The sequence below is a fragment of the Paraburkholderia sp. TE9906 genome (assembly GCF_056279605.1).
Genome location: NZ_JBWCCT010000027.1, coordinates 1 through 13,166 on the forward strand (window position 1 = coordinate 1; position 13,166 = coordinate 13,166).

10 protein-coding genes and 2 pseudogenes are annotated in these 13,166 nt (G+C 61.0%); 5 read left to right on the forward strand and 7 right to left on the reverse strand.

Annotation, left to right across the window (positions count from 1 at the left end; all coding sequences use genetic code 11):
* Nucleotides 1-1,974 (forward strand): filamentous hemagglutinin (locus ACZ9H4_RS36075; protein ID WP_476122971.1); only part of this gene is annotated, 1,974 nt, incomplete at its 5' end.
* 232 nt (nucleotides 1,975-2,206) lie between these two features.
* Nucleotides 2,207-2,567, forward strand: a pseudogene (locus ACZ9H4_RS36080) (thioesterase family protein); the annotation flags it as partial.
* A gap of 209 nt (nucleotides 2,568-2,776) precedes the next feature.
* On the opposite strand, the gene ACZ9H4_RS36085 reads toward ACZ9H4_RS36080, so the two are convergent.
* Both ACZ9H4_RS36085 and ACZ9H4_RS36090 read right to left on the reverse strand, forming a co-directional pair.
* Nucleotides 2,777-3,628, reverse strand: coding sequence for a 3-hydroxybutyryl-CoA dehydrogenase (locus tag ACZ9H4_RS36085; RefSeq protein WP_476122973.1), 852 nt, complete (start codon nucleotides 3,626-3,628; stop codon nucleotides 2,777-2,779).
* A 34-nt stretch (nucleotides 3,629-3,662) separates the two neighbouring features.
* A pseudogene (locus tag ACZ9H4_RS36090) lies at nucleotides 3,663-4,414 on the reverse strand (acetyl-CoA C-acyltransferase); the annotation flags it as partial.
* 33 nt (nucleotides 4,415-4,447) lie between these two features.
* On the opposite strand from ACZ9H4_RS36090, the gene ACZ9H4_RS36095 reads away from it, so the two are divergent.
* Nucleotides 4,448-4,714 carry a beta family protein gene (locus tag ACZ9H4_RS36095; protein WP_476123022.1) on the forward strand — a complete coding sequence of 89 codons (267 nt, stop codon included), beginning with the start codon at nucleotides 4,448-4,450 and terminating at the stop codon, nucleotides 4,712-4,714.
* Between the two features lie 352 nt (nucleotides 4,715-5,066).
* Nucleotides 5,067-5,486, forward strand: coding sequence for a hypothetical protein (locus ACZ9H4_RS36100; RefSeq protein WP_476122975.1), 420 nt, complete (start codon nucleotides 5,067-5,069; stop codon nucleotides 5,484-5,486).
* A 50-nt stretch (nucleotides 5,487-5,536) separates the two neighbouring features.
* Here the strand turns inward: ACZ9H4_RS36100 and ACZ9H4_RS36105 are convergent, their stop codons facing one another.
* Together ACZ9H4_RS36105 and ACZ9H4_RS36110 are read right to left on the reverse strand one after the other, a co-directional pair.
* A complete protein-coding gene (locus ACZ9H4_RS36105; protein ID WP_476122976.1) occupies nucleotides 5,537-6,112 on the reverse strand; it encodes a hypothetical protein in 576 nt (191 codons plus the stop codon).
* Nucleotides 6,113-6,224: 112 nt separating this feature from the next.
* Nucleotides 6,225-7,211 (reverse strand): eCIS core domain-containing protein, encoded by a 987-nt coding sequence (locus ACZ9H4_RS36110; protein ID WP_476122978.1) that lies wholly within the window; start codon nucleotides 7,209-7,211, stop codon nucleotides 6,225-6,227.
* Between the two features lie 385 nt (nucleotides 7,212-7,596).
* Between ACZ9H4_RS36110 and ACZ9H4_RS36115 the strand changes: the two genes are divergently transcribed.
* Complete coding sequence (locus ACZ9H4_RS36115; protein WP_476122980.1) at nucleotides 7,597-10,131, forward strand: hypothetical protein; 2,535 nt, start codon at nucleotides 7,597-7,599, stop codon at nucleotides 10,129-10,131.
* Nucleotides 10,132-10,154: 23 nt separating this feature from the next.
* On the opposite strand, the gene ACZ9H4_RS36120 is transcribed toward ACZ9H4_RS36115, so the two are convergent.
* The 3 genes from ACZ9H4_RS36120 to ACZ9H4_RS36130 all read right to left on the reverse strand — a co-directional run bounded on the left by ACZ9H4_RS36120 (nucleotide 10,155) and on the right by ACZ9H4_RS36130 (nucleotide 13,166).
* Nucleotides 10,155-11,039 carry a hypothetical protein gene (locus ACZ9H4_RS36120; RefSeq protein ID WP_476122982.1) on the reverse strand — a complete coding sequence of 295 codons (885 nt, stop codon included), beginning with the start codon at nucleotides 11,037-11,039 and terminating at the stop codon, nucleotides 10,155-10,157.
* A gap of 21 nt (nucleotides 11,040-11,060) precedes the next feature.
* A complete protein-coding gene (locus ACZ9H4_RS36125; RefSeq protein WP_476122984.1) occupies nucleotides 11,061-11,303 on the reverse strand; it encodes a SymE family type I addiction module toxin in 243 nt (80 codons plus the stop codon).
* A 192-nt stretch (nucleotides 11,304-11,495) separates the two neighbouring features.
* The gene (locus tag ACZ9H4_RS36130; protein WP_476122986.1) at nucleotides 11,496-13,166 is read right to left on the reverse strand and encodes an eCIS core domain-containing protein; all 1,671 of its coding nucleotides are present in this window, start codon (nucleotides 13,164-13,166) and stop codon (nucleotides 11,496-11,498) included.

Consider the following 13,166-nt stretch of genomic DNA (forward strand, 5'->3'; position numbering starts at 1 on the left):
ATCCAAGGCGGCGATGCACTGACGCTGTCGGGCACGTCTGACGCGAGCGTGATCAACCTCGGCAGAATCAGTTCCAGCGGCGGCGATGTGTTCCTCATCGCGCGTCAGGCAGTCATCAACGCGGGCACGGTTAAAGCGCCCACCGGCACGGTCGAACTGGCGGCGGGCGAGACGGTGCTGTTACAGGACTCGGCCAGCAGGCAGGTGTTCGTTCAGGCAGGTAGTCACGGCACCGTCATCAATGAGGGACGCATCAAGGCCGCGCAGGTCAGTCTTCAGGCTGCCGACGGGAACGTCTACGCGCTCGCGGGCGGCGGCACGCGCATCCGCGCAACGGGCACGGCCAGCCGCAACGGGCACGTGTGGCTTGTCGCCGAAAGCGGCCGCGTCGAGCAACGCGGCACAATCAGCGCGCACAACGCGGACGCGAGCGGAGGAACCGTCGATACGCGAGCCGCTCAACTGGCATTCGGCAGGCACGCAATGGTTGACGCCGGCCAATGGAATGTCTCGACACCTGCATTCACGATCGACGCCGCCGCCGCGCACGCGTTGAGGCGGAGCCTGAATAAAGGCACTTCCGTCGATATCACGACCACCGGCAGCAACGGCGCCGGGGGCGATCTCGACGTCGCATCCAACCTTACATGGCGCGGCGGCGCTTCTCTCACGCTCGCGGCTTACCACAACGTCTCGGTGGCCGATGGCACGACCGTCGCCAACGACGGCGCAGGCAATCTGATCCTGCGCGCCGACGCATCCGGCATCGACAACGGCGGCAGTGTCACCAACCTCGGCACACTCGACTGGTCGAAAAGCACGGGCGCAATCAGCGCTCTGTATGACATGTCCGGTCAGTACAGCGCGGGCGTGCAACTGACAAACCCGGCGTGGACGCCGGGTCCTTATAGCGGACTGCTGACGCAAAGCACCGCCTTCAAGCTCGTCAATTCGCTCAACGACCTGAAGAGCGTTGCCGGCGACCTCGCCGGCAACTACGCGCTCGGCAAGGATATCAACGCAAGCGCGACGAGCGACGGGTCATATGCCCCGCTGGGCAACAGCGTTACGCCGTTCATCGGGCAATTCGACGGACAAGGCCATACGGTCAGTTCGCTGACGCTGCAACCCTGGGTGCCTGCCGACCCGTACGCCCCGCCTCTCGTGGGCATGTTCGGCGCCGTCGGCAGCATGGGTGTCGTGCGGAATCTGACCGTCCAGGGCAACGGCGTTGCAGGCCCGGGGCCGTTCGGCATCCCTGCTTATGGCTATATGGGCATGCTTGCCGGCACGAACAGCGGGACGATCATTCGCGTGAACGCGGCCGGCAACCTTTCCACTAACGCAGGTTTCTCCGGAGTGGACTACACGACAGCCGGCGGCCTCGTGGGAGTGAATGCCGGCACAGTCTTGCGTTCTGCCAGCAGCGTCTCGTTGACCGCGGGCGGCAGCCTGGGCGGCCTCGTGGGCGCGAATAGCGGCCTTATCGCCCAGTCGTTCTCGAGTGGCCCGCTGCAATCACTGAGCTATATCAACCAAGGCGCGGGGGGCCTCGTCGGCTACAATTCGGGCACGATCACACAGTCGTACTCGACCAGCACAACGCTGCTTCAAGGATACTGCCGGGGCAGTTTCGGAAATCCATGCGGCGGCGCGGGACTTGTCGTCATAAACGACGGGACCATCAATCAGTCGTTCGCGACGGGCCGCGTCACGCAGCCGTTCTATCAGCCCATAGGAATCGCACGGACGAATAACGGCACTATCACAAACGACGTTTACTGGGACAAAGACACGACGACAGCTACGGTTGGCGTCGTGTACGGGACACCGGTACCGGCATCAAACGGGCTCACGACCGCACAGATGAGCACGCCTGGATCCTTTGCATCGTATGACTTTGGCCCGACGGGCGTATGGACGATGCCCATTGGAGCGACGCACCCCGTGTTGCGCTGGCAGCTAGCGCACTGAACCTGACCGCGGCGCACTGACATGTTGCGTTACAGTGAAATGGAAAAGACGTCGGGGAAATGTCCATTGCCTGGGCGGAAGCCGACGTTCGAACGTTCGGGTGAAAGCATCGACGAACGTCCGTAGTTGGCCTGGAGCCGCGGTTCCCCATGTTCGCCGAAAACCTGGCAGCCTTGCGCACGGTACGCGCAGAGATTGCACCCCTCGAAACCAGCTCGGCATGACCACCAGCATGCAGTTGCAGTTTCCCGAGGACCAGTTCTACTATTCGACGCATCTCACGGTGCGCGTCACCGACATCAACGGTGCGAACCACCTCGCGAACGATTCAATGATCTCGATGATTTCAGAGGCCCCGCGCACGCTTCCTGTTCGACACCGGCATCGAGGACATGAAGGACATGCACACGAGTATCATCGTCACCGATCTCGCCACGACCTATCGCGCTGAGGCTTACGCGCGCGACCAGCTGTGCTTCGATGTCGGCATTATGGATTCCAACAAGTATGGCGGCGACATCATCTTCCGCATCACGCGGCCGGCAGATGGCGCGCTTATCGCGATGGCGAAGTCGGGTTTCGTGTTTTTCAACTAGCGTCCGACCTCAATCATCACCGTGCAACTCAAACGGTCTGATAAGAAGACGGGTGCTGCGTAAGTGAGAGACCTGCACCCGGCGAGAAAACGGATGCAGGGGATGCCGCGACATCTCCGGCTGAACGCCCTGACCGTTAGCTAACCGATGCAAGACCAGGGTCCACGCGTGATGTGCGCATCTGACACCGCGTGCGCGGCGCGTGATCAATCGTAGCGGTAGACTCCGTGCCGCGTCTTGCTGCCGAGACGTCCGGCGGCCACCAGTTCGCGAAGCAGAGGGCAGGCACGATATTTCTGATCGCCGAGATCCTTCGCGGGTACCTCTAACACTGCGAGGCAAACATCAAGACCCACCAGGTCCGCCAACGCGAGAGGTCCGATGGGGTGATTTGCGCCAAGACGCATCCCCTCGTCAATTTCTTCCGCTGTTGCGATTCCCTCTGCCAGAACGAAAAACGCTTCGTTGATCATCGGCACCAGAATCCGGTTGACGACGAATCCCGGCGAGTTCTTGACCCCAATCGGCGATTTGCCGAGCCGCTTGGACAGTTCGTGAATGGCGTCGACAGTCTCTGTGCTGGTCTGCACGCCGCGGATAATCTCGACGAGCGGCATCAGGGGCACCGGGTTAAAAAAGTGCATGCCGACACAACGAGACGGATCGCCGAGGTCCGCTGCCAACGACGTGATGGAGATCGACGAGGTGTTCGTGGCGATAATCGCGTATTGTTTTGCGACCGCTTCGATCTGCTTCAGGATCGTGCGTTTCAGCTCGACTTGTTCGGTTGCGGCCTCGATGACCAGGTCCACTTCGGCGAGGCGTTGATACTCGGTTGAAGTATCGATGCGCGCTAGCGTTGCGCTGGCCATATCAGCGGCGATCGCATTTTTCGCTACAAGCCGCTCCAAACTCGAACTCAATGCCACCATCCCTCGTGTGAGTGCGGCCTTGGTAACGTCGATCAGAACGACCTCGAGTCCGGCCGTCGCGGCGATCTGTGCGATGCCACTACCCATTGTCCCGGCGCCGACGACGCCGATCATTTCAATTGTCATGCTCGATCTCCGAAATTCGGATAGTTCATGGTGATTATTGAAGGTTTTCGAAAATAGCCGCGATACCCTGACCGCCGCCAATGCACATGGTCACCAGCGCGAAGCGGCCGTTAATACGCTTGAGTTCGTGGATAGCCTTGACGGTGATCAATGCACCGGTTGCGCCGATCGGATGACCGAGCGAAATACCGCACCCATTGGGATTCACCTTGTTAGGCTCAAGCTGGAGCTCCTCTGCGACGGCGCAGGCTTGTGCGGCAAATGCTTCGTTTGCCTCGATCACGTCGATATCGCGAATCTCCAGACCGGCGCGTTGGAGCGCGATGCGCGTGGCTGGCACCGGACCGATGCCCATATAGAGCGGATCCACGCCGGCGTGAGCGTAGGACACGAGGCGGGCCAGCGGCTTCAGGCCGCGTTGTTCGGCAGCACCACGCTCCATCATCAGGACCGCGGCGGCAGCGTCATTGATACGGATGCGTTACCTGCTGTCACGGTGCCATCGGTCTTCTGGAAAGCCGGACGCATGCCGGAAAGGTCGTCAACGGAGACGTCCGGACGCACGTGTTCGTCCGTGTCGGACGACACGTCTTTCCCCTTGACTCGACGCGTCACGGGAACAATCTGCTCCTTGAAGCGCCCCTCGGCGATCGCCCGCGCTGCCCGGCGGTGCGATTCCACCGCCAATGCGTCCTGCTGCTCGCGCGTGATGCCGTATTTCTGGGCAACATTTTCTGCCGTGATCCCCATAGGGACAGTATGGAAGGGATCGTTTAGGGCGCCAAGCTTCGGCACACCATCGACCGTAGCTACTATGTGGTGCGCGGTCATTCCGTTCAGTTTGGCGATGGCGGCGACCAAATGTATAACCTCGCGAAGAAGGTAGTGGATTCTGGCTATTACATGGGCGAGGACTTCAGCTGGGGCGATGGGCAGATCTTAGCGTGCAGTCAAATAAAGACGGGGCCGGGGAACTCCACGACTTGGATAGCGCTCGACACGAGCCATCATCTGGCGTGGGTGGTAGCCGAGATCGAAGAGTTCGAGCTGAAGATTTCGACTTCCGGCCAGCGTGCTGACTCGTGAAGGTAACCGCAGTGCTGGGCCATGCTGCACAAGGCATGGCTGCGGCACGCCGCTAGCTCGCTGGTTCGATCCGAGCGATCTTTGCCCAGCCCCTGTCGAAAGTAAATGTCCGGGCAAGGGCGATCGGATCCTGAATCCTGAGTACGCGAGCCCGCGTGGGATTGGTCGCGTGCTCGACGACATACAACCAGTACGCAGCGCCTCGTTCGCGGGCGCAGTCGAATTGGGGGCGCGAGAGCCCTACGGGCCTATCCTCCAACTTTCGCTCGTCGGCCAACATCGAGGTTGAGCTCAATGACTTGACCGTGCTCATTGGAGCGAACAACGCAGGAAAACGAGTTTCCTTGACGCGATGTTTGCTGCCATTGGTTCAGGGCGCAAGTTGTTGGGGCAAGACGATATCCGGCTGATGCACGGCGAGGCGATGCCACCCAAAGATCGGCGCGTTGTCGTCGACATCCGGATTCGCCCACTCGACGAAAACGGAAAGGTCGTCGACAAGTTCCCGGAGGGCAGCTTCTGGACGGCTTTGTGGGGGCCCGGCATCGTGCTGGACGATCAAGACTTTGATGAGTTCATGGCCTTTCGCACGACGCTGGCTTGGCGTGTCGAAAAAGCGGGCTACGTCGTCGAAAGGCTCTTTCTCAAGGAATGGAAGCCGTTTGAGGAGTGGATTGACACGCCGACGCAAGACAAGCCAATCACGGCGGCCCAACTCGAACCCGTCCGTTCGTGCTCTTGTCTGCTCGACAAACGTCGCCAGACGACGTAGGCGTACGAGGCCACAAGAAACCCGGCCCACGAGCTAACCCCAGATCGAGGCTAGATCGATTCACTCAGCTTTAGCCGCCTTGCCATACCCGCCCGCCGCGCCGACGCCTCAGAGACGGCATTCTCCGTATAAGTGAAAACAGGCAACCCATGACCTTCAATGGCTGCATAGAGCGCCTGCCCCACCCCTCCCGGCGCCCCCGTAACCCGCGCATCAGCCGGCACCTGAGTCTCCGGATTAGCCGCGCGATATTGCACGTAGATGAATTCCCCTTGCTGCTCCGGAATGGGAACGTCTGCGCCTTCGATCATTTCATTCATTCGATAAGTTGCTACTCCGAGCAGGCGGCTACTACCGTCGAATAGGAACAGAACCAAATCGTTCTCATCTTCGCCTTCTATGACTTCAATGATGTTCTGAATCACATCTGCGCCGTCGGTAACGCCCACGTCCATAGCAACCGGTACCCATTCCTTTAGCTCACCCACCTTGCTTTTGGCCCGCGCATCGGAAGCGGGATACACCTCGCATTTAAACGACGTCTCCGTTGGCACATAACGGTCCCCTGCCCAGCGCAGAACCTTAGGAAGCTCGTCCGGCAGCGGTTGCGCCGGCACTTTGGTCATGAGCGAAGTCTCGTGCGCCGCGGCCGGCGCTGGTGCAGGCTGAGCCGGCATCGTTTTATTCACAACCTCGACACCGTCGCCCGAAGGGTTGCCGTTAAACAGCCTGAAGTCGTTACCGTCCTCGGAAAGGGTGAGATAGAAGCCCGTATCGCGTATCGGCAGCTTGGGTCAGTGCGGTGATGGCCAGATAGACCTTGCCGGAATCCTGCACCAAAAATAACTCTCGAGTCGTTGCTTCACCGTAGAGTGCCTTGTACCTAGGAATCCCGTCCGAAACCAACCCAGCACCGGCGATCAGCTCGAGCTTGCGTTGCACCACTGAACGCCCAGCGGCTCCGCCACCACGCTGCGCGCCCAAAGACCGCAAGCGGATGCGATCAACATCGATCGCATCCGCGCTCAGTTGTACCGCGGAACGCCCCGCATCCGACGCCGGTTGGCCTGGAGAAGACTTTCTTTGTCCCGCAAAGCGCCCAGCCGCAGCAGCCGTTGCGCCCATCGCATCCGCCTCGCGCTCTAGCCCTCGGTTGTCGTTGATGGTCATTCCGTCCTTCATCTGCGTGGTCGGTTGTACCCGACCCTGCGCTTGCTGCACGACATGCCACGCTTCGTGCGGCAGGTGCGTCTCCTGGCCTCGGGCGAGGTGAATGTCGCTTCCTTGCGCATACGCAAGGGCATTGAGTTGCGCCGGCTTGGACGAGTTGTAGTGAACCCTAACGTGGTCCATCGCCATGCCGGATAACGATTCGATACCGGCCTTGAGAGGATGGGGAATGCCGCCTATGTCGGGACGGCTTGCAGGCAGTTGTTGCCGCTGCGATCTTGCGTCGTTTTTTTCCGCGCCGGCTGTGCCGAACAAACTGTCAAGCTGCTTGCGCTGTGCGACCACTCTTGGGCTCTCGTTGATCCCTGCGAGAAGCGCTCGTTGCGCACGGACAATCAGACTCTGCGCGATCAAGTCAGCCGTTTTTCGTTGCCTGCTGGTGGACTCCCGGTTGTCGATAACTCCAACCCCGCCGCTCACAACAGAGGCTTCGTGAACTACGCCACGGTTACCGTCACGTTGTCGTTCCAACGAAGTTAACGTCTCGTGTTCCATAGAGCGCTCGCTGAACCTTGTCGTTGCAGGCCAAAATTGTAGCGGAAGCGGCTTCTTGAGCGTTTTGACACATCGGCCGCAAGAGCAGCACAGAACATAGCGGCAATCGATGTCCGCAGTACGTGACGGATTCAGGCATGAATAAATGTCGTCGAACCCAATACGTCATGCCCGAATCGCGGGACAGCTACGCAAATAGCAGCGCGTCAATATATCTGTTTAGGCTCGATGGTAGAGTGCCGAGGTGATGCCCATCGGACGGAACGCATTTTTTCCTTTTGTCCGCGTCAGGCAAACATGCAGCTTTCGAACGCCGGCAGCGAAGCGGCGCAAGTGCATCAAATCATTTCCCTGCAGCGGGCAGTGGCTTGAGGAAATCGGTCCCATGAAAACGCACAAACGAGAAACCGGCCAGCTCCCCTCGGCGCCCCTTGTCGCTGAGCGCAGTCCAGCGGCCGGCAGCGGTGGCGTGCAGTTCGCTCCGGACGCCAGCGCGACATCGGCAATCGATGGTATTCACGCAAGTCCGCGCATTGTCGCTCAACGCAAGCAACTCCAGGACGCATTCGGCTCGCGCATCGCGCGGCAGCCGCATTCTGCGCAGCCCGGCCAGCAACAAAAGCACGATGGCTCATCGACCATGCAAGCCCGGTCGGTACCGATCAACGACAGCCCTTCACTGGAGCAGGAGGCCGCCGTGATGGGGCAGCGCGCGTTGCGTGCGGGTGCCGTAGCCGAGGTGCCGGCTCAGCCCCAGCCGATGCCTTTTGGTCGGACGGCACAGCTGGCGGCGGGCGGCGTCGTGCAGCGGCGCGCATTCGACTATAAAACCGCAGGAATCGAGTTTACCGATGCACAGGAAGCCAGCAACGCTGCGGCGGGCGTAGCGGCCGCGCATGTTGCGGATTCCCCACGGGCTTATGTGGCCACCGTGCCCACGACCGCTAGCGGCAAGGACAAGGGGCCCGTCGAGTTGGCCAACCAGTATGTCAACGAGGCCTTCGCCGATCCCGCCGAAGCACAGCAGCGTTTCGCTTTGACCGCTGCGATCAATCGGTTTCAACCCACGCTTGCCGACCCGATTTCGCGGGCAGATCTGCTTAACGGCGTAGCCGACTATGCCGGCACGCGGTTGGGCGCCGCTGCCTATACGTGGAAGGTCATGTGGCAAAAGACTGCTGGCGCCGATGCGGGCGCTTCACGAACGACGGATCAGGTGAAGGCTGATTACGAAACCCAGCCCGAGGCTGACGAGCCGCAATGGCGAGCGGCCATTACCGCCGCTGAACAGGGCGAGCGCTCGAAGGCACTCGAACTAGGCGTGCCGAACCACGCCCGCAATGTCGCATTGACGGCTGGTCCGACGCGCGCGGCGGTAAAGACGATGACGACGGCGGGTTACAACGTCATCATTCACGTCGGCGATGCCGATGGGGTGACGTTCAAGGCACGGAGCGACGCGTTGCGCCCGGCCGGAGGCGCAGGCGGTGCCGATGCAGACGGCGCCGGCGAAGCCAGCCTCTTCACGCGTGCCGATCAGGCTTTCGACGCGCACGACACGGCGAATGTATTGTCGGGCGGCTATCTGTTTTATCCGGAGTCGGCGCGCGCGGCGGGCTTGACCAATCCATTGAACGGACGGGCGATCGAGGACGCCGCGCCTCATCGGGGCAACGCAGGACTCGCGCACAAGCAAACCGTCGCAACCAATGACCTCGACATGTTGGTAAGGCAGTCTTTGGCGACGGCCGGCGCGATACCTTATTTGCCTGAGCCGAATTTGTTCGTCCATGCGTCGTTGTTGTTTGATACGTCCAAGGCACACAACGCGGCGGGTTTCGCGCGATCCGCTGAGCCTTTCGGCCAAGGCGGCCCGGAATGGCCAAAGTTGCAAGCGACGCTTAACGGCGCGCAGATTGCTTTCGACACGCGGGCTACCCTCTATACCGACGCCGGCCGGTTCGACGACGAGTTCACGAAAGACGCAGCCGATACCTACGGCCGCAACAAGACGACGCCGAGGGCTCTTTTCGATGGTGGCCGCGCGAAACAAAGCCACGCGAAGGCAGGGACGATCGCTTCGACCGCGCTGCGTGCTGCCGGCATAGGTGGCCGTGCGCATGCGAGGAATGCGAGCGATGCGCTGGCGCCGCTCCTGCCGCAAGAAGTGTTTGGACTGCGTGCTGGCGACGACGACGCATCCACGGTTGCCCTGAATAACGTTAAAACACCTGCGGCGCCGGGGGGGACAAGCTTGTTGACCGACCACCGGAACGGGCTCGGGCAGTTGAGAGCTTATATCGACTACTGGGGGGAATTCGCGAAAATCGCACAAAACAGGAAGGACGCGGCGGCGGCGGCGGCAGCAGCGGCGGCGGCACGAGGTGGGCGCGGCGGACGAGGGGCACGAGGCGGACGAGGGGGACGCGGAGGACGAGGCGGCCGCGGTGGTGGGGCAGCCGCCGCACCCGCACCCGTACCGGCACCCGACCCGCATTTGACGTGGCTTGCCGGGCGGTCTGTCCAAGCAGCGATCACGGCACAGGTTACGCATAGTTTCGATAACCCGGCTGCCGAAAACGGCTATGACCTGACGGCACTTTCGGCTCAACTTCGAACGCACGCCGCTCTCCGCGCAAGCGTCACCGCTGCGATCGAAAAATCGAACGTGTTCTCACCGGCTCAACGGCGGACCATTCTGACGGTGGGAGCGGCCGCTGGCACGACCATTTCGCAGTATCTCGAAGATTTCGATCCGAGCGCCCCCGAACCCGCAGCAGCCGTCGACGCGCCTGACGCGGCCGTCGACGCGGCCCTCCCAGCGGTATTGCCTGACGCAGTCGGCGTGCCGCCTGCTCCTCCCCCCGAACCTCCAAGTGGTGACGAGCACGAAGCGGTGGATGCCGCCGCCCATTCGTAGCAGGTAACGGCCGCGGGAGAGCGCTAACGGACGACCTCGAACAATGTCTGGCCTTCAAGGGCGCGCGTGTCGAGGGTGGCTTCCGCCACATACACGCTGCGCAGCGCAAGACACTGCAGCAATACGCTCGTATCTGCGCTGCCGGTGCATTGGCCTAACCGGAGCATGCGCAATGAAGGAAGCGCGGTAAGCGGAGCGAGCGTGTCAATATCGGCGCCCGATAAATCGAGCTGCGCGAGCTTCGGCAGATAGGGAACGTCGCGCGGGCCGAGGTCCGTCCAACCTAATGAAAGACTAGCAAGCGTCGATAGCTTCGCCAGCGCTTCAGGGTGGATCGGTACGCCTCGTGTCAGGATCAATTCTTCGAGCGACGGCAGCGACGGAATCGTACGGCAGTCGAGCTCGTGCCCTGTCAAATCGAGGTGCACCAGTTGCGGGACCGCCTGCAGAATGTCCGGATCCCAACCCGCCGACGCCTTTATCCATAGAGAACGCAAATGCGCCGCAGGGATACCGTCGAGACTTTCGTCGCTGCCAAGCGAGACGTGCCGCACAAGCGGCCACCACGGCGGCCGCCAGCCGTCCCAATGGATGCGCCGCCATTGCGCCTCAGTCGGCTCACGCAGTTGGGGAAACGCGTCCCAACGCGCCAGAGCGGCGTCGATAGGCGCGAGCGGCAGTTCAGGATCGTCTTCAAGCGCCGCGCATATCTTCTGCCAGGCGACTGACGGCACCAAGTCGGCAATCGCTTGCGCAACGGCAGGGGGCAAAGAGGCATTGGGCATGGGGCTCTGCGAATTGATAAGCAGCTTGAGCGGGTAATGTACACGAGAGACACTCGTTACCGAAACACCGAGAGCGTCGCCAAAGCGACACCCCGTTTCACAACAGACCGGAGAGAAACGCATCCCCGGCCTCGCCCAGCTCCCTCACTCAGGCGTAATGATAAGTTTCCCTTCCTGCACTTCCACGCGAATGCGGCCGGAGATCTTAAACCCCGCCTTACGTAACCAGCGCCCTGCAAGACGAATCCAAGGCACATCCGGATAATCTGCTTTGCTGGACCACGAAATAGGCCAGTCTTTAGGACGCGCCCAAGGTTGGCGTAGCGCCAATACGGTCAAGAAACGAACAGAAGTTCCGTCCGCTGTTTTATGATTGCGTTTAGCCATGGTCAACTCCTTTGGTGAGTTGGTCGTGGTTAGCGGGTCGTTTGGGTTGCCGCCCATGCGGCCCGCGCTTCTTCTCCTTCCGTGTTTCCCTTCTTGTAGCGAGAGTTCACCCCCCTACAGAGCTCTCTCTCGTTGCTTGGCTATCCGAGACATTTTCGTTGAATGTTTGATGCAACGCAATAGGACAGGACATCACGCTCCAAGCAGCCCAATCCGCCTTTCCGCATCCGCCTTAAATTCAGCCACCTTCCCCTTAAGCCGTCCCGCCTCTTCGCCCACTTCCTCAGACCCACCGCTCGCCTCTTCCAGCGCGCCGTCAAGCACGGCGAACCGATAGCCAATCAACTCCTTCAACTCGGCCAGCATGCTGGTTTTCTCCGTAGAAGCACTGAGCCCGCTAACACGCTCCGCCTGCGCGACGAGCTTATCAAGCGTCAGTACCGCCTCAGGAATACCACTCAGGCCGCGGCCCTCGATATCGGTCAACGCGTTAAAACGCTCCGGCGACGTAGCCGCACCGCTATTGCGGAAGAACTCGTTGAAATTGAAGCGCGCCTCCGTGAACGTCTTCGAGAGCGTCGACGTAGCGTCCTCCACGGTGATGACAGGCTCAATGCTCTTTTTGCCCAGCACCACGTTCCATGGCAACGTTCCGAAATGCGCTTTGTCCTGCCCAAGCGCGACCGTTTCGAACGACATCTTCATCGGCTTACCCCAGCCGGGCGTGTCTTTCAAGGTGGCCGGTACGTTGCTACCCGTCGATGCCTTCTTGAGGCCGTCATGCCCGTGTGAATGCGCACCCGTCGTGTTGTAGGCAACCGACCGCTGCTCGTCCAATCGGGACGTTCGTGGCGCATTCTGTTCCGCAAATTGCTCAGTCGCGCCCGTCCTCCCGTAAAAGCGGTCGATCAAATAGCCAGCCTTCTCGCCACGCGCGCCGGTGGTTCTGACCAGGTCGCGCGCGGCCTCCGTTTTCTCAGCGTCTTTGCCGCTTTTCGCAAAGTCGTAAAACGTGTCAGTCTCAAGAACGACGCTCTGCACAATCTGCGACAGATACAGCCGCGATTCGTCGGGCGCGCTGTCCTTCAGCTTGTACGAGATTTCCACCTCGACGGTCGCAAAAATATCGTCGAGCGTCTTCGTGTTGCTTTTGTGGTCGAACGTGAAAGTCCCCGCGTCGTTGTGCTTGGTCGCGATCACCTCGCGCTGTGCAATGCCACGCTCGCCAGCCGGAGCCGCAAGCATTTTGAGTGAAGCGGTTTCGTCGGCCTCAACGGCCTGCCCGGCCGACAACGCCCGTGCACCCATCACATCGGCCTCGTTTTCAAGCGCATCGTCATCGTTCACGGGCGTCCCACTCGCGAGCTGAATGGTCGGCCTGACGCGCCCTTGCTTCTGTTGCACTACGTGCCACGCCTCGTGCGGCAAGTGTTTTTCCTGTCCCGGCGCGACGTGGATCTGGTTCCCCTGTGCATACGCGTAGGCGCCGAGTTGCGCGGGTGCATTCGACCCGTAGTGCACGCGAACACCGTCCATCGACACGCCGGACAAACGCTCAATTCCTGATTTGAGGCTGTCGGGCAGGCCTGTGTCGTTTCGCGGCGGCTTGTCGGTGGCACGTTGTACGGTTGCGGAAGGCGATGCGTTCGCGCGTGGGCTATTGCGCATCATGTCGATCGTCTGCCGCTGCGCAGCGACGCGCCCCGATCGGTCGATCATCGAGATCGTCTCGCGCAAGTCGGCGCTCGCGGGCCGGTTGTCCCGCAACGCGGTCTGCGGTGCAACGGCCTTTCCCGTTGCTTCGGATGCGGAGTCTCGCAACCGTTGGACGGTGCGTCGCGATTGGGTGTCGTACATCGTCAT